The 21781-nt window shown below is 54.5% G+C and carries 19 protein-coding genes and 1 riboswitch; of the genes, 13 read left to right on the top strand and 6 right to left on the bottom strand.

Going from position 1 to position 21781, the window contains the following annotated elements; genetic code table 11:
- Positions 1-56: 56 nt before the first annotated feature.
- Positions 57-416 (top strand): bifunctional dihydroneopterin aldolase/7,8-dihydroneopterin epimerase, encoded by a 360-nt coding sequence (gene folB / locus HHI26_RS08100; protein WP_133843874.1) that lies wholly within the window; start codon positions 57-59, stop codon positions 414-416.
- Positions 417-559: 143 nt separating this feature from the next.
- Entirely contained in the window at positions 560-1381 is an 822-nt protein-coding gene (gene bacA / locus HHI26_RS08095) for an undecaprenyl-diphosphate phosphatase (RefSeq protein WP_133843872.1), read from the top strand.
- A 43-nt stretch (positions 1382-1424) separates the two neighbouring features.
- Here bacA and HHI26_RS08090 read toward each other — a convergent pair whose 3' ends face one another.
- Both HHI26_RS08090 and HHI26_RS08085 read right to left on the bottom strand, forming a co-directional pair.
- Complete coding sequence (locus tag HHI26_RS08090; protein WP_159337351.1) at positions 1425-2645, bottom strand: multifunctional CCA addition/repair protein; 1221 nt, start codon at positions 2643-2645, stop codon at positions 1425-1427.
- Positions 2646-2785: 140 nt separating this feature from the next.
- Entirely contained in the window at positions 2786-3406 is a 621-nt protein-coding gene (locus HHI26_RS08085; RefSeq protein WP_133843867.1) for a TIGR04211 family SH3 domain-containing protein, read from the bottom strand.
- A 255-nt stretch (positions 3407-3661) separates the two neighbouring features.
- On the opposite strand from HHI26_RS08085, the gene HHI26_RS08080 reads away from it, so the two are divergent.
- The 3 genes from HHI26_RS08080 (at position 3662) to hldE (ending at position 9412) form a co-directional block, all read left to right on the top strand.
- Positions 3662-4966: an inorganic triphosphatase gene (locus tag HHI26_RS08080; protein WP_171148881.1), complete on the top strand. Its 1305-nt coding sequence runs from the start codon at positions 3662-3664 to the stop codon at positions 4964-4966.
- Positions 4967-5052: 86 nt separating this feature from the next.
- Positions 5053-7887: a bifunctional [glutamate--ammonia ligase]-adenylyl-L-tyrosine phosphorylase/[glutamate--ammonia-ligase] adenylyltransferase gene (glnE, locus tag HHI26_RS08075; RefSeq protein ID WP_133843863.1), complete on the top strand. Its 2835-nt coding sequence runs from the start codon at positions 5053-5055 to the stop codon at positions 7885-7887.
- Positions 7888-7975: 88 nt separating this feature from the next.
- A complete protein-coding gene (gene hldE, locus HHI26_RS08070; RefSeq protein WP_159337352.1) occupies positions 7976-9412 on the top strand; it encodes a bifunctional D-glycero-beta-D-manno-heptose-7-phosphate kinase/D-glycero-beta-D-manno-heptose 1-phosphate adenylyltransferase HldE in 1437 nt (478 codons plus the stop codon).
- 47 nt (positions 9413-9459) lie between these two features.
- Here the strand turns inward: hldE and HHI26_RS08065 are convergent, their stop codons facing one another.
- On the bottom strand, positions 9460-9747 hold the full coding sequence (locus tag HHI26_RS08065) for an accessory factor UbiK family protein (protein WP_133843859.1): 288 nt from the start codon (positions 9745-9747) through the stop codon (positions 9460-9462).
- Between the two features lie 147 nt (positions 9748-9894).
- Positions 9895-10044: riboswitch (FMN riboswitch) on the top strand.
- 109 nt (positions 10045-10153) lie between these two features.
- Here HHI26_RS08065 and ribB point away from each other — a divergent pair.
- Both ribB and ygiD read left to right on the top strand, forming a co-directional pair.
- Positions 10154-10810: a 3,4-dihydroxy-2-butanone-4-phosphate synthase gene (gene ribB, locus HHI26_RS08060; RefSeq protein WP_133843857.1), complete on the top strand. Its 657-nt coding sequence runs from the start codon at positions 10154-10156 to the stop codon at positions 10808-10810.
- Positions 10811-11280: 470 nt separating this feature from the next.
- The gene (gene ygiD, locus HHI26_RS08055; protein WP_133843855.1) at positions 11281-12066 is read left to right on the top strand and encodes a 4,5-DOPA dioxygenase extradiol; all 786 of its coding nucleotides are present in this window, start codon (positions 11281-11283) and stop codon (positions 12064-12066) included.
- A gap of 536 nt (positions 12067-12602) precedes the next feature.
- On the opposite strand, the gene HHI26_RS08050 is transcribed toward ygiD, so the two are convergent.
- From HHI26_RS08050 to tolC, 3 genes are all read right to left on the bottom strand, one after another.
- Positions 12603-13763 carry a glutathionylspermidine synthase family protein gene (locus HHI26_RS08050; protein WP_171148880.1) on the bottom strand — a complete coding sequence of 387 codons (1161 nt, stop codon included), beginning with the start codon at positions 13761-13763 and terminating at the stop codon, positions 12603-12605.
- A gap of 6 nt (positions 13764-13769) precedes the next feature.
- Positions 13770-14432: a DUF1190 family protein gene (locus tag HHI26_RS08045; protein ID WP_133843852.1), complete on the bottom strand. Its 663-nt coding sequence runs from the start codon at positions 14430-14432 to the stop codon at positions 13770-13772.
- Positions 14433-14576: 144 nt separating this feature from the next.
- Positions 14577-16043 (bottom strand): outer membrane channel protein TolC, encoded by a 1467-nt coding sequence (tolC, locus tag HHI26_RS08040; RefSeq protein WP_133843850.1) that lies wholly within the window; start codon positions 16041-16043, stop codon positions 14577-14579.
- Positions 16044-16253: 210 nt separating this feature from the next.
- On the opposite strand from tolC, the gene nudF reads away from it, so the two are divergent.
- The 6 genes from nudF (at position 16254) to HHI26_RS08010 (ending at position 21763) form a co-directional block, all read left to right on the top strand.
- On the top strand, positions 16254-16889 hold the full coding sequence (gene nudF, locus HHI26_RS08035; protein WP_171148879.1) for an ADP-ribose diphosphatase: 636 nt from the start codon (positions 16254-16256) through the stop codon (positions 16887-16889).
- Positions 16886-17311, top strand: a complete 426-nt coding sequence (locus tag HHI26_RS08030) for a DUF1249 family protein (protein WP_133843846.1) — start codon at positions 16886-16888, stop codon at positions 17309-17311. The genes nudF and HHI26_RS08030 overlap by 4 nt, the downstream gene beginning before the upstream one ends.
- A gap of 104 nt (positions 17312-17415) precedes the next feature.
- Positions 17416-18243, top strand: coding sequence for a 3',5'-cyclic-AMP phosphodiesterase (gene cpdA, locus HHI26_RS08025; protein ID WP_133843844.1), 828 nt, complete (start codon positions 17416-17418; stop codon positions 18241-18243).
- Between the two features lie 3 nt (positions 18244-18246).
- On the top strand, positions 18247-18825 hold the full coding sequence (gene yqiA / locus HHI26_RS08020; protein WP_133843842.1) for an esterase YqiA: 579 nt from the start codon (positions 18247-18249) through the stop codon (positions 18823-18825).
- A 53-nt stretch (positions 18826-18878) separates the two neighbouring features.
- On the top strand, positions 18879-20774 hold the full coding sequence (gene parE, locus HHI26_RS08015; RefSeq protein WP_133843840.1) for a DNA topoisomerase IV subunit B: 1896 nt from the start codon (positions 18879-18881) through the stop codon (positions 20772-20774).
- Between the two features lie 308 nt (positions 20775-21082).
- The gene (locus tag HHI26_RS08010) at positions 21083-21763 is read left to right on the top strand and encodes a type 1 glutamine amidotransferase domain-containing protein (protein WP_133843838.1); all 681 of its coding nucleotides are present in this window, start codon (positions 21083-21085) and stop codon (positions 21761-21763) included.
- The last annotated feature ends 18 nt before the right edge of the window (positions 21764-21781 follow it).

The raw sequence follows: 21781 nt of genomic DNA, 5'->3' as shown, positions 1-21781 counted from the left end.
TACGCATAAACCGCCGGGGATGGTATCCGGCAACCACAAAAACAGAGAGCCGTATCATGGATATCGTATTTATTGATCAACTGTCCGTTATCACCACCATTGGCGTTTACGACTGGGAACAAACGATTCAGCAGAAGCTGGTGTTCGATGTCGAAATGGCATGGGACAACCGTAAAGCGGCTGCCAGTGATGATGTTAACGATTGTCTGAGCTATGCCGATGTATCTGAAGCGATTATTAACCACGTCAGCCAGGGTAAATTTGCGTTGGTAGAGCGTGTAGCAGAAGAGATTGCATCACTGCTGCTGGCTCGATTCGCCTCGCCGTGGGTCAAAATCAAAGTCAGTAAACCGGGTGCTGTCGCTCAGGCGCGCCAGGTGGGCGTGGTCATCGAACGCGGGACTAATCCTAAATAAATCCGTTTTCATTGCCATCACGATGAAACCAAACCACATTATGCTCTGTCTTAAGGTTGCCCTAATGCAGTTGGGGCACATTGGGCGGAAGCGTAAAGCGACCGCCATTTTTCATGGTTTAACCAGGGTTAGGGGTAGATTTGATGGCAGATATTCATCAGCTATGGGTGGCAGCAATACTTGGGATTGTAGAGGGGCTGACGGAGTTTCTCCCCGTATCTTCTACCGGGCATATGATCATTGTCGGTCATTTACTGGGGTTTGAAGGCGAAAAAGCGGAGACCTTTGAAGTTGTGATTCAGCTCGGCTCGATTCTGGCCGTCGTAGTGATGTTCTGGCGTCGTTTGTTCGGCCTGATTGGCATTCACTTTGGTGAAGTCAAACATGAGGGCACAGGCCAGGGTAAGCTGACTCTGATTCATATCCTGCTGGGTATGGTGCCCGCCGTGGTGATTGGGCTGTTACTGCATGATAAAATCAAAACGTTGTTTAACCCGGTCAACGTGATGTATGCGTTGGTGGTGGGTGGCGTGCTGTTGATTGCGGCTGAATTGCTGAAGCCAAAACAGCCGAAAGCGGTGGGTGTGGATGACATTACTTATCGTCAGGCGTTTATTATTGGCTGCTTCCAGTGTCTGGCGCTGTGGCCGGGCTTTTCACGTTCCGGAGCCACCATTTCGGGCGGGATGCTGATGGGCGTAAGCCGTTATGCTGCGTCTGAGTTCTCGTTTCTCCTCGCAGTGCCGATGATGATTGGCGCGACCGGTCTGGATCTCTACAAGAGCATGGGCTTCCTGACGATGGCTGACTTCCCGATGTTTGCCGTCGGTTTTGTCACCGCGTTTATCGTGGCGTTGATCGCGATTAAGAGCTTCCTGCACATCATCAAACGTATTTCGTTTATCCCGTTCGCTATCTATCGCTTTATCGTGGCAGCCGCGGTTTACGCGGTATTTGTCCTGTAACGTGCATTGGGTCAGGCTTGCCTGACCCTTACGTTTGGCAATATTAAGCGGTTTTCCAGTTTTCCAGTGCCGCTATCCGGCGGCGCGTCAGTTCTTCCCGCACCTCCGCGCCTTTGAAACCGGCCGCGACAACGTCTTTTGTCGACACGCTCAACGCGACCTTCCACGCCTCACGCAGATAATCTCCCTGCGGGTACGGATTATTTTCGAATCCGGTGCGCCCACGGGCATCGGCTTCGCTGGTCAGTGCGATTTGCTCCACGCGATGGGGTTTGCGCCAGGCATCCAGTCGGTCAAACAACGCCACCAGCGTGGTTGCTGACTGGTTCTGGACGGTATGCACCAGGTCGTGAAATTCGGTCACCAGCAGTGCCAGATCGCGCAGGGCATTCGGAATACGTAAGCGTTCACACAGGGCCGCGACCAGCGGTACGCCTGCCGGACCATGTCCGTGATGGCTTGGCCACTTTTCTGGCGGCGTCAGGGCTTTGCCCACATCGTGGAATAACGTGGCGAAACGGATATCAACCTCCGGGCTGAGCTGGGCTGCCATCGCCAGCGTCATCAGCGTATGCACGCCGGTGTCGATCTCGGGGTGCCATTTTGCCGGGGCGGGAACGCCGTACAGGTTGTCCAGCTCCGGAAACAGCACCGCCAGTGCCCCGCAGTCACGCAGTACCTGGAAAAAGACCTGCGGGTTGCGTGTTTGTAAGGCCGCTTCAGTCTCTTTCCAGACGCGCTCTGGCGTAAGGTGAGAGAGTTCGCCGCTCTCTGCCATCGATTGCATCAGGGCGAGGGTTTCACTGGCAATGTGGAAGTTAAGATGGGCGTAACGGGCGGCAAAACGCGCTACGCGTAGCACACGCAGTGGATCTTCATTGAAGGCTTCAGAGACGTGGCGAAGCAGACGGTTTTCAAGATCGTCACGCCCGCCGTAGGGATCATAGTAGTGGCCGTCGGCGTCCTGTGCGATGGCATTGATGGTCAGATCGCGCCGTGCCAGATCCTGCTCAAGTGTGACATCCGGCGCGGAATAGCAGACAAATCCGGTATAACCGCTGCCGGATTTACGTTCGGTGCGGGCCAGCGCATACTCTTCATGGCTTGAAGGGTGCAAAAACACCGGGAAGTCGCGGCCTACCTGCTCAAAGCCCAGCTCCAGCATCTGCTGAGGAGAGGCACCTACCACCACCCAGTCTTTGTCTTTCACCGGCAAATTCAACAGTCCATCGCGCACGGCGCCGCCGACAAGGTATGTTTTCACTGCGGGTCTCCACAAGGCTGATAATCAGAATTAACTGAGTATTAATCGTCAGACTATAACATCCATGTTGCGTAAATGATAAATCGCAGACATGGCAAAAAGGGCATCCGCAGATACCCTTAACGCAAACAAGTGCAGGATTAGTTCATCCAGCGATCGCTTTTTTTCCGGCGTGGGATCATATGAGGAAGTAGCAGGCCCAGCACCAGGCCAACGCCAGCGACACCGCCACCATACATAAACCACTGCATAATGATGGTGCGCTGCTTGTCATCCAGTTGCACATTGGCCGCATCGACTTTTTTCTTCGCGACGACCAACTGGTTTTTTAACTGCTGATTCTCTTCTTTCAGGCTGTTGATCGCGTCATCGCTGCCAGCGACCTTTTTTTGCATATCGGCGGTGCGGTTATTCCAGCTACTGTCGATGTTCGCCAGTTTAGCGGTGAGCATTTTCACCTGTTCTTCCAACTGCGGGACGCGGGTACGCAGGCTGGGCTGTTGGCTAAGCTGGGCCAGCGGGATCCAGGTGGTACGGCCCTGGCTGTCACGGATTTGGCCATAGTTGCTGCTATCATTCGACTGCAGCAGGGCAACTTCTTCGCCTGCGTTTAACGTGCCGATCAGACGGTAATCATTACCGGGGCCACTGCGAACCCAGGTGGACAGCTCGTCGGAGATGTAGCGTTTTTCTTCGGCATGAACGGTTGCCGCAGCACTCAACGTGAGCAATGTCAGGCCGATGAGGTGAGTTATTTTCATTCGAACTCTTTCTAAATAAGGGCTGTAAAAAGGTAATCGCACAGTCTGGAGCGGCCTCACAGAAAGCTGAATGAGAACTATCCTGGTCTCAAGCCGCCTGAGAGGTTGTGCGCGAAAACGTAATAAACCAGAGACAGTGCTGTCTCTTGTGCATTACTCTTCATAGGCAAAAGGAACGATCGCCCGCCTGGCAATGCGAGCATAATCAGACACCTTAACCGTTTACTCTGCCGTTAACGACGTAAATAAGACATTATGACCATCGAAATCGAATTAAAGTTCATTGCCGCACCAGAAGCGGCTGCAAAAATCGCCAGCAAACTCACCGCCTGGCCTCATCAGTACACTGCCGGTCAGACGTTGACGAATATCTACTTCGAAACCCCTGACAACCAGCTGCGCCGTTGGGATATGGGGCTGCGTATTCGCGGCTTCGGTGACCGCTATGAAATGACGCTGAAAACCGCCGGTCAGACGATTGGTGGGCTGCACCAGCGCCCGGAATATAATGTGGCACTGGCTAAGCCCGAGCTGGATATTCAGCAACTGCCTGCCGATGTCTGGCCTGCAGGAACCGATATCACAGCCTTACAACCGCAGCTCAAGGCGCTGTTTAGCACGCATTTTGTGCGTGAAAAGTGGGTGGTTACTTACCTACAAAGCGAGATAGAGGTGGCCTATGACTGCGGTGAGATCACGGCAGATGACCGCTGTGAACCCTTGATGGAAGTCGAGCTGGAGCTGAAAAGCGGTCAGCGCGATGACCTGCTGGCCTTTGCCGCTGAACTGGCAACGATTGACGGTCTGCGTCTGGGGAGCCTGAGTAAAGCGGCGCGTGGTTATGCGCTGGCTCAGGGCGACCTGCCGCGTGCGCTGCGTCCGGTTCCCCTGCTAAAAGTGAAGCCAAAAGCGACCGTGGAAGAGGGAATGCGTGCATCATTTCTGTTGGCATTAAGCCAGTGGCAATATCACGAGGAGCTGTGGCTGCGCGGCAGTTCGGGTGCGTTGCATGAAGTGAAAGATGCGCTTGAAGTGCTGCGTCAGACGTTTTCTCTGTACGGTGCGCTGGTGCCACGCAAAGCCAGCAGCGAACTGCGTCAGAAGCTGACGTTGCTGGAAGAGGCGTTGCAGGATGATCAGCCTGACGCGCAAAAATGTTGCTTCAGTCCCCTCTGGCTGGAAACTCAGTTAGCGCTTACTCACTGGATTGCCACTGAGCGCTGGCGCCAGTTCGTCGATCAAAAGTCGGATGCCAAACTACAAGGTTCGTTCAAACGCTTCAGCGACATCATGCTGGGCCGCATTGCAGCCGATCTGAAAGAGACATTCGATCACCTGAATCATTCGGGTGAATATCAGGACAAACTGACGCGTTTGCATCGCCAGATTCTGGCGGTTCATCTGCTGGCGGGCGCCTATGATGCCACCATCGTCAATGCCTGGTTACAAAGCTGGAAGCAGCTGCGTGAAGCGATTGTGGGGCAGCAGGATGTCTGGCTGGATGCCCATCGTCAGCAGGCGCTGAAACAGTCGGCATTCTGGAAAAACGGCAGTCTGTAACCCGTTTCGGGGTCTTTCAATGCAATCCCCCTCATAATGCGAGCTGCAGCTCGAAGTATGAGGGGGATATAGGGAGTGTTTATTGTATGGTGCCATCACCAGGTCAACCTCTGCCGCTGCTCATGCAGCAACAGTGTGCATTGCTAAGCCCGCTGTTTAGCGAGGCTTCTGCGCAGCAGCAGGCAGTATTGGTATTTAGCGATTTTATCAGCGATAACCTGGCAAAATACCCTGAAGGGTGGCAGCAGCTTCAGCACTCCCCGCCGCACCCGGATGAATGGCATCATTATGCTGACTGGCTGCAAGCAAAGCTGGAGACGGTGCATGATGAGAATGCGCTGATGCGCGAACTCCGCCTGTTCCGTCGTCATATGCTGACGCGCATTGCCTGGATGCAGACGCTGGCCACCAGTGATACACAACAATCTTTACGTCAACTGAGCGAACTGGCGGAAGCCCTGATTGTGGCTGCCCGCGACTGGTTATGGCACGCCTGCTGCCGTGATTTTGGCACCCCAATGAACGCTGCCGGAGAACCCCAGCCGCTGTTGATCCTCGGCATGGGGAAACTGGGCGGCGGCGAACTGAATTTCTCCTCTGATATCGATCTGATTTTCACCTGGCCGGAAAACGGCACCACGCAGGGGGGCCGCCGTGAACTGGACAATGCTCAGTTCTTTACCCGGCTGGGTCAGCGGCTGATCAAGGTGCTGGATCAGCCCACGGCCGATGGTTTTGTTTATCGCGTTGATATGCGTCTGCGCCCGTTTGGCGACAGCGGGCCATTAGTGCTGAGTTTTGCGGCGCTGGAAGATTATTACCAGGAGCAGGGACGCGACTGGGAACGCTATGCAATGGTTAAAGCGCGCCTGATGGGCGGTGGGAATGACCGCTGGAGTGAGGAACTGCGCCAGATGCTGCGGCCGTTTGTGTTTCGCCGCTACATCGACTTCAGTGTGATCCAGTCACTGCGTAATATGAAAAGCATGATCGCCCGCGAAGTCCGGCGACGCGGGCTGACGGATAACATTAAGCTCGGTGCGGGCGGTATTCGCGAAACGGAATTTATCGTACAGGTGTTCCAGCTGATCCGTGGCGGGCGTGAGCGTTCACTTCAGCTACGTTCCCTGTTGCCAACGCTGGACGCGATTGGTCAGTTGAATCTGTTACCGGCAGAGCAGGTGGAGCAGTTACAGGAGGCCTATCTGTTCCTGCGGCGGCTGGAAAACCTGCTGCAAAGTATCAACGATGAACAGACACAGACGCTACCGGGCAGCGAGCTGGATCGCGCGCGTCTCGCCTGGGCGATGGGGTTTGCCGACTGGGCTGCATTACACCTTGAGCTGGATCGCCATATGCTGGCGGTACGGACCATTTTTAACGATCTGATTGGTGACGATGCGCCTGAAAACGGTGAGAACCGTGAAGCGGGTGAATATGGCGTATTGTGGCAGGACCAGCTGGAAGAGGCGGAGCTGGAACCGCTGGTCCCCCATCTCGACAGCGATGCACGCCAGCAATTGCTACGCACGATTACCGATTTCCGCCAGGACGTCGATAAACGTACGATTGGCCCGCGTGGCCGTCAGGCGCTGGATCAGCTGATGCCGCGACTGTTGAGTGAGGTTGTGCCACGTGATGATGCCCCGGTCACGCTGAGCCGCCTTACGCCATTGCTGCTGGGCGTGGTGACGCGTAGCACCTATCTGGAGCTGCTCACTGAATTCCATGGTGCGCTGAAGCACTTAATTCGCTTGTGTGCTGCTTCCCCGATGGTTGCCAGCCAGCTGGCCCGGCATCCGCTATTGCTGGATGAACTGCTCGACCCTGCCACGTTGTATCAGCCCACGGCAACAGATGCCTATCGTGATGAACTGCGACAATATCTGCTGCGTATCCCGGAAGAAGATGAAGAGCAGCAGCTGGAAGCGCTGCGTCAGTTTAAACAAGCACAGCATCTGCGTATTGCTGCCGCAGATATTGCCAAAACCTTGCCGGTGATGAAAGTGAGCGATCATCTGACCTGGCTGGCGGAAGCGATGATTGAGACCGTGGTTCAGCAGGCGTGGAACATGATGGTACAGCGTTACGGCCGGCCTTCCCATCTGACCACCGACAGCGAGCGCGGCTTTGCGGTTGTGGGCTACGGCAAACTGGGGGGCTGGGAGTTGGGTTACAGTTCTGACCTCGATCTGGTGTTCCTGCATGACTGTCCGTCAGAAGCGGTGACACTGGGTGAGCGTAGTATTGACGGAAGGCAGTTTTATCTGCGCCTGGCACAACGTGTGATGCATCTGTTTAGCACCCGTACTTCCTCCGGTATTCTCTACGAAGTGGATGCCCGCCTGCGCCCGTCAGGGGCGGCGGGGATGCTGGTCAGCACCTTCGATGCCTTTGATGACTATCAGCGCAATGAAGCCTGGACCTGGGAGCATCAGGCGTTGGTGCGCGCGCGCATCGTGTTTGGTGACGCCGCCCTGAGCCAGCGTTTCGACCAGATCCGCCGTGGCATTCTCTCGATACCCCGAGAGGCCGACGCGCTGAAAACAGAAGTGCGCGAAATGCGTGAGAAAATGCGCGCCCATCTGGGTCACAAGCACAAAGGGCGTTGGGATATCAAAGCCGATGAAGGCGGGATTACCGATATTGAATTTATTACGCAATACCTGGTGCTGCGTTATGCCGCCCAGGAGCCCATGCTGACCCGCTGGTCCGATAACGTGCGCATTCTGGCGTTGCTGGCGAACAGCGGCAAAATGGAGCAGGAAGAGGCGGAAGCACTGACGCATGCTTATGTCACGCTGCGCGATGCCTTGCACCATCTGGCGTTGCAGGAGCTGCCTGGCCTGGTAGAGGATACGGCCTGGTCAGGTGAAAGATCGGTGGTCAATGCCAGTTGGCAGGCATGGTTGGGCGCCTGATTTCACGTGCAGATGCGATGATTTGCCATTAAGACAATTGTGATATCATCGCGCGCACTCATTTTTACTGCAGTCTGGAGTCTCTGGAATGAAAATTACACTACCCGATTTTACGCGTGCGGGTGTGCTGGTGGTTGGCGATGTGATGCTGGATCGCTACTGGCACGGCCCAACCAGCCGCATTTCACCTGAGGCTCCGGTGCCAGTGGTGAAAGTGGATCATGTGGAGGAGCGCCCTGGTGGTGCGGCCAACGTAGCGATGAATATTGCCGCGCTGGGTGCTGCTTCACGACTGGTTGGATTGACCGGTGTTGATGATGCCGCGCGTGCCCTCAGCGCGTCCCTGGCTGGCGTGAATGTCCAGTGTGATTTTGTCTCTGTGCCTACTCATCCGACTATTACTAAACTGCGCGTGTTGTCTCGCAATCAGCAGCTCATCCGTCTGGATTTCGAAGAGGGATTTGAAGGCATTGATCCTGAGCCGATGCATCAGCGTATTGAGCAGGCGCTGCCAACAATTGGCGCGTTAGTGCTGTCTGATTATGCGAAAGGCGCACTGGCCACCGTGGAAACGATGATTGCCCTGGCGCGTAAAGCGGGGGTTCCGGTATTGGTGGATCCGAAAGGTACCGATTTCGGCCGCTACCACGGTGCAACGCTGCTGACGCCAAACCTCTCCGAATTTGAAGCGGTGGTGGGCAAGTGTAAATCGGAAGAAGAAATTGTGGAACGCGGTACTGCTCTGATGCAGCAGCACGCGCTGTCTGCGTTGCTGGTGACCCGTTCAGAGCACGGTATGACCCTGCTTCAGCCGGGTAAAGCGCCATTCCATATGCCGACCCTGGCGCAGGAAGTGTTCGATGTCACCGGTGCGGGTGATACGGTGATTGGCGTGCTGGCGGCGGCGCTGGCGGCGGGTAACTCGTTGGAAGAGAGCTGCTTCCTGGCCAATGCGGCCGCGGGCGTGGTGGTGGGTAAACTCGGTACCTCAACGGTTTCTCCGGTAGAGCTGGAAAATGCGATCCGCGCGCGCCCGGAATCGGGTTTTGGTGTGATGGATGAAGCTCAGTTGATTGCCGAAGTGACGAAAGCCCGTCAGCGCGGTGAAAAAGTGGTGATGACCAACGGCGTATTCGACATTCTGCACGCCGGGCATGTTTCCTACCTGGCCAATGCCCGTAAGCTGGGTGACCGCCTGATTGTGGCGGTAAACAGCGATGCCTCGACCCGACGTCTGAAAGGGGAAACCCGCCCGGTGAACCCGCTGATTAACCGTATGATCGTGCTGGGTGCGCTGGAAGCTGTAGATTGGGTGATTGGGTTTGAAGAAGATACGCCGCAGCGTGTGATCGCTGAGATCCTTCCCGATCTGTTGGTGAAAGGCGGCGACTATAAGCCAGAAGACATTGCTGGCAGTAAAGAGGTATGGGCCAACGGCGGTGACGTGCGAGTGCTCAACTTCGAAGACGGTATTTCCACCAGTAATATCATTAAAACGATTATTTCTGGTACCGGAAGAAGCTAGCCTTCAACGGCTGCCCGGGGAGGGCAGCCGTATCACTAAAGCGTGGCCTATTCTGCCGCTTTTGGCTCGCTAACGACCGGTACGGGGGCAGGGGAAACGCGGCTTTCCAGCTCTGTCAGGCGCTGTTCCAGCGCAGCCAGCTTCTCGCGGGTACGCAGCAGTACCTGAGTCTGTACATCAAACTCTTCGCGGTTAACCACATCCAGACGGGTCAGCTGTGCCTGTAATGTCTGACGGATTTTCTTCTCCACATCATCACCAAACTCACGGATGCCTTTCGGCATAGACTCATGGACCTGACGGGCCAGTTGTTCAATTTTTTTTGGGTCAAGCATAGCGGTTTCCTGATAACAGCGAATTTTATCCTAGTGTAATCCCAGATGCGTTCGGTATAAACCTGAAAACACCATAGCGAAAAAATGGATATCAATTTGCCCATTTTGTTCGTTGATCTGTCACTTTTTCAGCGCTATGATGATTTTGCTTATTCTCAGGGCGGGGCGAAATTCCCCACCGGCGGTAAATCAGCTTTTGCTGAAAGCCCGCGAGCGCTTCAGGGTCATTCCTGAAGGACAGCAGATCCGGTGTAATTCCGGGGCCGACGGTTAGAGTCCGGATGGGAGAGAGTAACGATTCTTGACGGGCTTTTGCTCGCCTCGCGTTATTTTTTTGTCACCGCATGACACTCCTAAGCACGCCCTGGTTCTGGTAACCCATACATTTATTTAAGGTTTATTTACCATGAATCAGTCGCTACTTTCTGAATTTGGCACGCCTGAACAGCGTGTAACCCGTGCCATCGAAGCACTGCGCGAAGGCCGCGGTGTGATGGTTTTAGACGATGAAGATCGTGAAAATGAAGGTGATATGATCTTCGCCGCTGAAACCATGACCGTTGAGCAGATGGCACTGACCATTCGCCACGGCAGCGGCATTGTCTGCCTTTGTCTGACGGAAGAACGTCTGGAACAGCTGGACCTGCCAATGATGGTGCAGAACAACACCAGCTCTTACGGCACCGGTTTTACCGTGACGATTGAAGCGGCACAGGGTGTGACCACCGGTGTTTCCGCCTCTGACCGCCTGACCACCATCCGCACCGCCATTGCTGACAATGCAAAGCCAGAAGACCTTAATCGTCCTGGCCACGTGTTCCCGCTGCGTGGACGTTCAGGTGGTGTTCTGACCCGCGGTGGCCATACTGAAGCCACTATCGACCTGGTCACGCTGGCAGGTTTCAAGCCAGCCGGTGTTCTGTGTGAACTGACCAACGATGATGGCTCTATGGCGCACGCGCCGGAAGCGGTAGTGTTTGCTAAACAACACAACATGCCAGTTGTGACGATCGAAGATCTGGTGGCGTATCGTCGTAGTCACGAGACGCGTCAGGCCAGCTAAATTCCCCGTCATACTTCAAGCGATGGGTGCGTTGGCTCTCCTCGCGCGCCCCGGTCACATACTGATGTATGCTCCCGGGGACTTGCTGCGTTGCCGCCTACCCATAGCTTGAATTATTTAGGGGAGTTCCCCGTCATACTTCAAGCGATGGGTGCGTTGGCTCTCCTCGCGCGCCCCGGTCACATACTGATGTATGCTCCCGGGGACTTGCTGCGTTGCCGCCTGCCCATAGCTTGAATTATTTAGGGGAATTCCTCGTCATACTTCAAGTGGTGGGCGCATTGGTTCTCCTGTAGCTTGAATTATGCAAAGGAATTCCCCCCGCCATACTTCCTTCAATCTGCATTCTTTCCTTCCGCTATTTCCCCTTCAAATTTTCTGAATATCTTCGTCAGGGTTATCCAGGTTCATCCGTGGAAAAAAGGGCGTAATGTGACTTCCATTGAATACCACTTTCTGGGAATCACACCATGAGCCACACACGTATGCCTGCACTTTTCCTCGGTCATGGCAGTCCGATGAACGTACTGGAAGAAAATATCTGGACCGAGACCTGGCGTGAGCTGGGGAAAAACCTGCCACGTCCAAAAGCGATCATTGCCGTTTCTGCCCACTGGTACACGCGCGGCACGGCGGTGACGGCGATGGAAAAACCACGCACAATTCATGATTTTGGCGGCTTCCCGCAGGCGTTGTTTGATACACGGTATCCGGCTCCGGGATCGCCGGCACTCGCCCGCCAGATAGCGGAAACACTGGCCCCGGTGGCAGTCGATCTGGATCAGGAGTGGGGATTCGATCACGGTTCCTGGGGCGTATTAATCAAAATGTACCCGGATGCGGACATTCCCGTGGTGCAACTCAGCGTGGATGGGACGAAACCTGCCGCATACCATTTTGAATTAGGCCGTAAACTGGCAGCGCTGCGCGATCAGGGCATCATGATTGTTGCCAGTGGAAACGTGGTACACAACCTGCGTATGGTGCGCTGGCAGGGCGAAGCAGAAGCCTATCCGTGGGCAGAATCTTTTAACCAGTACGTGCGCGATAATCTGAGCTGGGAAGGCGAAGATGAGCAGCATCCACTGGTGAACTTTATGCAGCACGAGGGGGCGGCGCTGTCGAACCCGACACCAGAACATTACCTGCCGTTGTTGTATGTGCTCGGCGCACGTGCTGAGGGCGAAGCGATATCTGTCCCGGTGGATGGGATTGTGATGGGGTCATTAAGCATGCTGTCGGTGCAGGTGGGGTAGCAGAGGCCGGGCATGCCCGGCCACTACGTGACCATTTTGCACAAGCATATGTAGGGGCGAGGCATACCAGACCACGGCGTGCAATTTTGCACAAGCATATGTAGGGGCGAGGCATACCAGACCACGGCGTGCAATTTTGCACAAGCATATGTAGGGGCGAGGCATACCAGACCACGGCGTGCAATTTTGCACAAGCATATGTAGGGGCGAGGCATACCAGACCACGGCGTGCAATTTTGCACAAGCATATGTAGGGGCGAGGCATACCAGACCACGGCGTGCAATTTTGCACAAGCATATGTAGGGGCGAGGCATACCAGACCACGGCGTGCAATTTTGCACAAGCATATGTAGGGGCGGGGCATACCAGACCACGACGTGCAATTTTGCACAAGCATATGTAGGGGCGGGGCATACCAGACCACGGCGTGCAATTTTGCACAAGCATATGTAGGGGCGGGGCATACCAGACCACGACGTGCAATTTTGCACAATCATGGGTAGGGGCGAGGCATGCCTCGCCCGACGATCACACATTATTCGATAAACGCGTGTGGATAGAAGCGCGAGAGATCCTGAGTGATCAGATCGCGGTCTTCACGCAAACCAATACCCGCTGGCTGATCGTTGATCAGCCAGGATCCGATCAGCGTATAGCTGTCGCCGAACTTTGGCAGCGGATGGAACTGCTGCACGATCATACCTTCCTCACCGTACGGCCCATCAACACGTGCAATCTCTTTACCGTTTTCTACGATGCGGATATTGGCACCCTCGCGGGAAAACAACGGTTTAACCACATATTTATCCATATGCGGTACGTTATCTTCAGCAAAGTAAGCGGGCAGCAAGTTCGGATGGTTCGGGAACATTTTCCACAGCAGCGGCAGCAGCGCTTTATTGGAAATAATGCTTTTCCAACCAGGCTCCAGCCAGCGCACACCGGCGTCAGCCAGTTTGGTGGAGAACATCTCACGCAGCATAAATTCCCATGGATAGAGCTTAAACAGATTGCCGATCACCTGATCGTGAACATCGGTAAACTGCCCTTTCTCACCCAGGCCGATTTCATCCATATACAGGAATTCACTCGGTAGCCCGGCTTCCGTGGCGCAATCCTGCAGATACTGAACGGTGCCACGGTCTTCATCGGTATCACGGCAGCAGGCAAAGTGTAGCCAGCTAAAACCGTGCTGCTGATGCAGTTCGCCAAAGCGCTCGATCAGTTTTTCCTGCAGGCTGTTGAACTGATCGCTACCCGCAGGGAGGTGGCCAGCATTCAGCTGGTCTTCCAGCCACAGCCATTGGAAGAAGGCCGCTTCATACAGCGAAGTGGGGGTATCGGCGTTATTTTCCAGCAGCTTGGCCGGCGTCACACCGTCCCAGGCGAGATCCATTCTTGAGTAAAGTGACGGCTGGCCGCTTTTCCAGGATTCACGCACAAAATCCCAGGTGTGCTTCGGAATGCGGAACTTGGTCAGCAGTTCTTCACTGTTGACCACCAGTTCCACCGCCTGCAAACACATCTGATGAAGTTCGCTGGTCACATCTTCCAGTGACTCAATCTGCTGCAACGTGAACTGGTAATAGGCATCTTCACACCAGTACGGTTCCCCGTGCATGGTGTGAAAACGAAAACCATATTCCGTCGCTTTTTCCCGCCAGTCAGGGCGTTCAGCAATGGCAATACGTTTCATTGGCGATTAGCCCCCCATGCTGCGGTTGGTGCTGGTAGCACTGCTGCGCTGCATGGTGGCTTGCTTGGCAACGGACTCACCGAAGCCACCGCGGGTGACGGTGCTGGTGGTGGCCGGTTTTGGCGCCAGCGCTGTTTTAGGCACTGTCATGGTACGGCCCGAGGTTGCTGCGCCGAAGCTCTTGCCGCTGGCATCAACGAACTTGCCGTTGGCCGGGCTGGCTGGGTTCTTCGAGGAGAACAGCGGCTGCTGCTGCCCCATACCGCCACCCATCATACGGCCCATCATGTAACCGGCCATCAGTGGCATCCAGAAGCTTCCGCTGGACTGAGATTCCGCATTGGTAGTACCTACGCCCGCCTGAGCAGGAGCCTGCTGGCACTGACCTTCACCAAACTCTGCCACGCAGTCTTCACGGGTCGCATATTTCGGTGCGGTTTTGACCGCTTCTTCTTTGGCGCTATTAAACGCCGTAGTGCACTGTGCGCTCTTGCCTGGGTTAGCGGCCGAGCAGTCATCAGCGTTCTGATACATCGATACGGTTTCGTCGGCCTGTTCACATGCGGCCAGCATAAATACTGCACTCACCGCCAGTGCGACCGGCGTTAAATGGCGTGCACTCCAGCTTTTGCGAAAGGAGGCATGATTAATCTGTTTAGTCCGTTTCATCACTTTTCGTCCTGTGCCCAAAGGTAGTGCATAGGATAGGGGAACAGCGGTGAAAAATGAAGCGATGAAGCCTGACCTGGAGGGGATCTTTACGTAGCTATACGTTTGATTGTGAAGGGGCAGCGTTTGCTGCCCCTTGGGGAATTACTGACTGAATGGATTACTGTTGCCACGGGTGGCCGATTTGTTGCTAACCGGCGTCGCTTTGCTGGCTGAACGGGGTTCAGCACTGTCCGCGTTGGCAGCTTGCTGTGCATTTTCCGGGGCGACGATTTCTGGCGAGGTGCCGACATCTTTGCCCAGATGATTGTTCAGCGTTTGCAGATCCTGCTCGTTCAGCGTACCCAGCGCAGATTTAATATTGAGCTGGTTAATCATGTAGCTGTAACGGGCATTCGCCAGCTGCTGCTTAGCGTTATACAGCGTGGTGGTGGCATCCAGCACGTCAACGATAGTACGGGTACCCACGGAGTAACCGGCTTCCATCGCATCCAGCGAGCTCTGTGCAGAGACAACCGCCTGCTTGTAAGCGTTAATGCTGCTGATCGAGGCGTTCACGTTGTTAAACGAGGAACGCACGGTCTGGATGGCGGAACGGTGTGCGCTTTCCAACTGCTCACTGGCGGCAACAAACGCATATTGCGCCTGTTTCACCTGGGAACTAACGGCACCGCCGCTGTACAGTGGCAGGTTGAAGCTCAGACCTACCTGGTTACTGCCTGTGATGTTGTCAGTGTTATTGGGACTGGAACGGTCGCCGCCATAACGGTTGTTGGATAAACCGGTTGAGGCCGTCAGATCCAACGTAGGCATATGGCCGGTTTCTGATGAACGAATCTGCTCACGCGCCAGGTCCTGAGACAGGCGTGCAGAAAGCAGCGACAGGTTACGGCTTTCCGCTTCCTTCAGCAGGGCATTCACTGGCTGAGGTTTTTCCGTTTTAAACGCATCGACGTTCAGCGATGCCAGGCTCGGATAGTAATTGCCGGTCACCTGACGCAGTGTTTCTACCGCGTTATCGAGGTCGTTACGCGCGGAAACTTCGCTGGCCAGTACGCTGTCGTACTGGGAGCGTGCGTTCTGCACATCAGTGATGGCGACCAGACCCACGTTAAAACGCTGAGTGGTCTGATCCAGTTCACGGTAAATAGATTGCTTCTGGGCTTCGGTATACGACAATGTGTCGATCGCGTTCAACACATTGAAATAGGCGGTTGCGGTGTTCAGAATCAGGGTCTGTTGTGCCGTCTGATAAGTGACATCCTGGATGCCTGCCGTTTTTTCCTGCAGCGTCAGTGCACGCCATTTTGACATGTCAAAAATGGTCTGAGTCAGCTGTAACGACGCGCTTTTGGTGGTGCTATTGGTATCTCTGGCATCACGGTAGCCGCTGTTATAGGTATAGTCAGCGCCCAGGCCTAACTGTGGTAGCAGTGGGCTGCGGGATTCGTTAATTTTCTCAAAGGCAGCATCACGATCGGCGGCAGAGCTACGAAGGTCAGGATTTGATAAACGTGCCTGCTGATATACCTGCAGCAGGTTTTCAGCCTGGCTGGCAACACTGAAGCCGCCCAGGCTCAGACCGATGAGTAAAGGGAGCAGTTTGTTCATTTGCATTCCTTGTAGTGCAGCAAAATTGCTATGGTAGCGCTGACGTAGGCCAAAAATTATCGCCGATAATAGCAGAGAGTTCCGATAAGGTAAGTTGGCTGAAAGTGCCATCCTGCCTTAATTTACTCAAATAAGTCGTTAAGAACCAGACAACTGTCGGAATACTATTGCACTTTACGTTTTTGCCATCACTTAGCAGGAGACAGAGTTATGGATACTGGTCGTAAATACCCAGTGACTTTCACAAAAAACGATGTAGAAATTATTGCACGAGAGACGCTTTATCGCGGTTTTTTTTCGCTCGAACGCTATCGCTTTCGTCATCGCTTGTTTAATGGCGGTATGAGTGGTGAAGTGACGCGGGAAATTTTTGAGCGCGGTCACGCTGCCGTGCTGCTACCCTATGACCCGAAACGTGATGAAGTGGTGCTGATTGAGCAGATCCGTATTGCCGCTTACGATACCAGCGCGACGCCCTGGGTGCTTGAACTGGTGGCCGGGATGATCGAACCGGGAGAAACCCCGGAGGGTGTGGCGCGCAGAGAAGCTCTGGAAGAAGCCGGGCTAACGCCGGGTCGTATCAAGCCGATTAGCAATTACCTCTCTAGTGCGGGAGGCACCTCCGAGCGTCTGACGGTGTTTGTCGGTGAAGTGGATGCCAGCGTGGCGCAGGGAAACCACGGCCTGGAGGAAGAGAATGAGGATATTCTTGTGCATGTGGTCAGCCGGAGTCAGGCTTATCAATGGGTGGAACAGGGGAAAATCGATAACGCTGCTGCTGTCATTGCTTTGCAATGGCTGGAGTTGCACCATAAACAGCTACGCCAAGAGTGGAATCCTGAATAATGAAACGTTATGTCCCCGACTTTCCTGAAATGATGCGTGTCTGCGAAACGAACTTTGCGCAGCTGCGGCGTTTATTGCCAAAGGAGGATCGGGTGGGTGAATCGATGGCGTATCAGGTGAACGGTGCCAGCTATCTCATCACCATTCAGGAGTCGACCCGTTACACCACGCTGGTGGAAATCAGGCAAACGGCCCCTGCGGTCAGTTACTGGAGCCTGCCTTCGATGTCCGTGCGGTTGTATCATGACGCGATGGTGGCGGAAGTGTGTTCCACTCAGCAGATCTATCGCTTTAAAGCACGCTATGATTATCCTAATAAAAAGCTGCATCAGCGTGATGAAAAGCACCAAATTAACCAATTTTTAGCGGACTGGTTGCGCTACTGTTTGTCCCACGGTGCGATAGCCGTTCCGGTATGTTGAAAACGCTGCAACAATTTTCAGATGTGTACCCAAATGAATGTATAAAGCAGGAAGCCGATGCGCCTGCGGCCTGAAACAGATGGGTATTACCTTAAGGACTTTGATTGGATAGCCTGTTAAAACTTCCTGTGGCGAGTGGGTCCAAAGTCAGGATTTTACAGATAACGGACACTCACCTTTTTGCAGGTAAACATGAAACGCTGCTAGGGGTAAATACCTGGGCCAGTTTTGATGCCGTGCTGGATGTTATCGCAGCGGATAAGCGTCACTACGATTTGATTGTCGCCACTGGCGATCTGGCACAGGACCACTCCGCTCTTGCCTATCAGCATTTCGCTGAGGGCATTGCTCGCCTGCCTGCCCCCTGCGTCTGGTTGCCTGGCAACCATGACTTCCAGCCAACCATGTTTACCACGCTGGCGGCCTCGACGATTGCCGACCAAAAACAGGTGCTGGTCGGGGATCACTGGCAAATTGTGTTGCTGGACAGTCAGGTCTTCGGTGTCCCGCACGGTGAACTGAGCGAGTACCAGTTGGAATGGCTTGAAAGTGTACTGGCAGCAGAGCCGCAGCGGCACACGTTGGTATTATTGCATCACCATCCGGTACCGTCTGGCTGTTCGTGGCTTGACCAACACAGTCTGCGTAATCCGCATATGCTGGATACGGTCCTGCGACGCTATCCGCAGGCGAGAAATTTGTTATGCGGGCATATCCATCAAGAACTCGACCTTGAATGGCAGGGGCGGCGTGTGCTGGCTTCACCTTCCACCTGCGTCCAGTTCAAACCACACTGTACCAACTTCACGATTGACGCTGAGTCTCCAGGCTGGCGCTGGCTGGACCTGTATGACGATGGTCGGCTCGACACTCAGGTGCAACGTCTGACCACGCGCATATTTAACCCGGATCTCGACTCAGAAGGATACTGACCGATGGCCACGCTGCTTTATCTGCATGGTTTTAACAGTTCGCCGCAGTCTGCCAAGGCAACGCAGTTTAAACAGTGGCTGGCAGAGCAACGTCCTGACATCACTCTGCATGTGCCCCAGCTTCCGGCATTCCCCTCCGAAGCTGCCGCGCTGCTGGAGACGTTTGTTATGCAGTCAGCGGGCGAGCCGCTGGGCATTATAGGCTCGTCGTTGGGCGGTTATTATGCCACCTGGCTGTCCCAATGTTTCACGCTGCCCGCCGTGGTGGTGAACCCAGCGGTACGCCCGTTTGAGCTGCTGGCTGATTACCTCGGCCACAACGAGAACCCATACACCGGTCAGCAATATGTGTTAGAGTCTCGCCATATTTACGATCTAAAAGTGATGCAAATTGACCCGTTAGAGTCACCAGACTTGCTCTGGTTACTGCAACAAACGGGTGATGAAGTGCTCGACTACCGCCAGGCCCTGGACTACTACAGCGCCTGCCGCCAAACGGTAGAAGAGGGCGGAAATCATGCTTTTATCGGATTCGAACGCCATTTCTCCGCGATGCTCGACTTCCTGGGTTTCCAGGAATGAGATAGCCGGAGTCTGGTCACTCATTTTTAGCCACCACCAATCAGATTGTTACGATGACTCAATCCAGCTACAACGCTGACTCCATTGAGGTTCTCAGCGGCCTTGAACCCGTGCGTCGCCGCCCGGGCATGTACACCGATACCGTGCGTCCTAACCACTTAGGCCAGGAAGTGATCGATAACAGCGTGGATGAAGCGCTGGCCGGTCACGCTAAACGCGTGGAAGTGATTCTGCACGCTGACCAGTCGTTGGAAGTGATCGACGACGGGCGCGGCATGCCGGTGGATATTCACCCCGAAGAGGGCGTGCCGGCCGTTGAGCTGATTTTCTGCCGCCTGCATGCCGGGGGCAAATTCTCCAATAAAAACTATCAGTTCTCAGGTGGCCTGCATGGCGTCGGGATCTCGGTGGTCAACGCCCTGTCAACACGTGTGGAAGTTACCGTTCGTCGTAACGGTGAAGTGTACGAGATGGCGTTTGAAAACGGCGATAAAGTGCAGGACCTGACGGTCACTGGCACCGTCGGCAAACGTAACACCGGCACCCGCGTACAGTTCTGGCCGGATGTCTCTTTCTTCGACAGTCCGCGTTTCTCGGTCTCACGTTTGAGCCATCTGCTGAAAGCGAAAGCGGTGCTGTGCCCGGGTGTTGAGATTGTCTTTAAAGACAAAGTGAACAACACCGAGCAGACCTGGTGCTACGCCGATGGTCTGACGGACTATTTGATGGAAGCGGTTAACGGCCTGCCAACCCTGCCAGAAAAAGCCTTTGTGGGGGCCTTCTCCGGTGATGTGGAAGCGGTGGACTGGGCGCTGCTGTGGTTGCCAGAAGGCGGCGAGCTGTTGACGGAAAGTTACGTTAACCTGATCCCGACCATGCAGGGCGGTACGCATGTTAACGGCCTGCGTCAGGGTCTGCTCGACGCGATGCGCGAGTTCTGCGAATACCGCAATATTCTGCCGCGCGGCGTGAAGCTGTCGGCGGAAGACATCTGGGATCGCTGCGCCTACGTGCTGTCGGTCAAAATGCAGGACCCGCAGTTTGCCGGGCAGACTAAAGAGCGTTTGTCATCCCGTCAGTGCGCGGCCTTCGTTTCAGGCGTGGTTAAAGATGCCTTCAGCCTGTGGCTGAACCAGAATATCCAGACAGCAGAAATGCTGGCAGAAATGGCGATTTCCAGCGCGCAGCGTCGCCTGCGTGCGGCGAAAAAAGTGGTGCGTAAAAAGCTGACCAGCGGACCGGCGCTGCCGGGTAAACTGGCGGACTGTTCTGCTCAGGATCTTAACCGTACCGAGCTGTTCCTGGTGGAAGGGGATTCGGCGGGCGGTTCTGCCAAGCAGGCTCGCGACCGTGAATATCAGGCGATCATGCCGCTGAAAGGTAAGATCCTCAATACGTGGGAAGTCTCCTCTGATGAGGTTCTGGCATCACAGGAAGTGCATGATATTTCAGTGGCGATCGGTATCGATCCTGACAGTGACGATCTGAGCCAGCTTCGCTACGGCAAGATCTGCATCCTTGCGGATGCGGACTCCGATGGTCTGCACATTGCCACGCTGTTGTGCGCGCTGTTTGTGCGCCACTTCAGCACGCTGGTGAAAAACGGTCACGTCTACGTTGCGATGCCGCCGCTGTACCGTATCGATCTCGGTAAAGAGGTCTATTACGCGCTGGATGAAGACGAGAAGGCCGGTATTCTTGAGCAGTTGAAGCGCAAGAAAGGCAAACCGAATGTGCAGCGATTCAAAGGTCTGGGTGAGATGAACCCGTTACAGCTGCGCGAAACCACGCTGGATCCCAACACGCGTCGTCTGGTGCAGCTCACCATCAGCGATGAGGATATTCAGCACACCATGGCTATCATGGACATGCTGTTGGCGAAGAAACGCTCCGAAGACCGCCGTAACTGGTTGCAGGAAAAAGGCGATATGGCTGAAATCGAAGTCTGATGTCAGTTGACCCTGGAGTTGAAGTTAAGCTGTTGAAAAAGAGAATTAATTTCCCAGTTTATTGAAAGGTGATCGCCGGGGGGCAGTTTTTTTAAACTGCCTTTTAAGCAAGGATGCTTTTGCCTCACGCTGAATGATCTGTCCCCAGGATGAAAGACAATCTGAAGATGTTAACTATTATTTGTAGACGACTGGTCTAATTGCTGTTAGCTTAACGACATGACTTGAGCAGATGAAGCCTTGTTACAACTACCATCTAGACGACTGGTCTAATTCAAGCATTTCAAACTGACAGGCAGGAGATTAAGATGAAGATTCTTATGGTGTTAACCTCACACGACCAGCTGGGCAATACCGGACGTAAAACTGGTTTCTGGCTTGAAGAGCTGGCAGCTCCCTACTACGCATTTAAAGATGCGGGCGCAGAAATTACGCTGGCCTCGCCAAAGGGCGGCAACCCGCCGTTAGATGCAAAAAGTAATGAGCCGGATTTTCAGACTGAACAGACCCACCGCTTTGAGGCCGATGCAGAAGCAACTGCCCAGCTTGCCGCCACGGTGCGTCTGGACAGCATTTCGCAAGACGGGTACGACGCGGTCTTTTATCCGGGCGGCCATGGCCCGCTGTGGGATCTGGCCGAAGATAAAAACTCTATCGCGCTGATTGAAGCCTTCCTCGCGGCAAACAAGCCTGTGGCACTGGTCTGCCATGCACCGGGCGTCCTTCGCCACGTTAAAACACCCGAAGGGCAACCGCTGGTGGCAGGCCGCAAAGTCACCGGCTTTACCAATAGTGAAGAGGACGCAGTGGGCCTGACTGACGTGGTGCCTTTCCTAGTGGAAGATGAATTGATTGCCAAAGGTGGAATTTATTCCAAAGGGGCGGACTGGAGTTCGTATGTCGTCAGCGATGGTCTGCTGATCACCGGACAAAATCCAACTTCATCAGCGGCAACGGCGGAACAACTGATCCGACAGCTGACCGAATAAACGGTGCTTACCTGGGGC

The organism is Erwinia sp. JH02 (assembly GCF_013074405.1).
In the GTDB taxonomy this organism is placed as follows: Bacteria; Pseudomonadota; Gammaproteobacteria; order Enterobacterales; family Enterobacteriaceae; genus Erwinia; species Erwinia rhapontici.
The sequence above is the reverse complement of the archived record's forward strand: the minus strand, read 5'-3'. Positions and strand labels throughout refer to the sequence as shown.

Bases quoted from the DNA above. Each gene is read 5' to 3' on its own strand.
- ygiD (WP_133843855.1), top strand. From the start codon at position 11,281: ATGAGCCACACACGTATGCCTGCACTTTTCCTCGGTCATGGCAGTCCG.
- hldE (WP_159337352.1), top strand. From the start codon at position 7,976: ATGAAAATTACACTACCCGATTTTACGCGTGCGGGTGTGCTGGTGGTT.
- HHI26_RS08085 (WP_133843867.1), bottom strand. From the start codon at position 3,406: ATGAAAATAACTCACCTCATCGGCCTGACATTGCTCACGTTGAGTGCT.
- ribB (WP_133843857.1), top strand. From the start codon at position 10,154: ATGAATCAGTCGCTACTTTCTGAATTTGGCACGCCTGAACAGCGTGTA.
- yqiA (WP_133843842.1), top strand. From the start codon at position 18,247: ATGGCCACGCTGCTTTATCTGCATGGTTTTAACAGTTCGCCGCAGTCT.
- nudF (WP_171148879.1), top strand. From the start codon at position 16,254: ATGGATACTGGTCGTAAATACCCAGTGACTTTCACAAAAAACGATGTA.
- HHI26_RS08080 (WP_171148881.1), top strand. From the start codon at position 3,662: ATGACCATCGAAATCGAATTAAAGTTCATTGCCGCACCAGAAGCGGCT.
- folB (WP_133843874.1), top strand. From the start codon at position 57: ATGGATATCGTATTTATTGATCAACTGTCCGTTATCACCACCATTGGC.
- bacA (WP_133843872.1), top strand. From the start codon at position 560: ATGGCAGATATTCATCAGCTATGGGTGGCAGCAATACTTGGGATTGTA.
- HHI26_RS08045 (WP_133843852.1), bottom strand. From the start codon at position 14,432: ATGAAACGGACTAAACAGATTAATCATGCCTCCTTTCGCAAAAGCTGG.
- HHI26_RS08050 (WP_171148880.1), bottom strand. From the start codon at position 13,763: ATGAAACGTATTGCCATTGCTGAACGCCCTGACTGGCGGGAAAAAGCG.
- HHI26_RS08010 (WP_133843838.1), top strand. From the start codon at position 21,083: ATGAAGATTCTTATGGTGTTAACCTCACACGACCAGCTGGGCAATACC.
- tolC (WP_133843850.1), bottom strand. From the start codon at position 16,043: ATGAACAAACTGCTCCCTTTACTCATCGGTCTGAGCCTGGGCGGCTTC.
- glnE (WP_133843863.1), top strand. From the start codon at position 5,053: ATGGTGCCATCACCAGGTCAACCTCTGCCGCTGCTCATGCAGCAACAG.
- HHI26_RS08065 (WP_133843859.1), bottom strand. From the start codon at position 9,747: ATGCTTGACCCAAAAAAAATTGAACAACTGGCCCGTCAGGTCCATGAG.
- parE (WP_133843840.1), top strand. From the start codon at position 18,879: ATGACTCAATCCAGCTACAACGCTGACTCCATTGAGGTTCTCAGCGGC.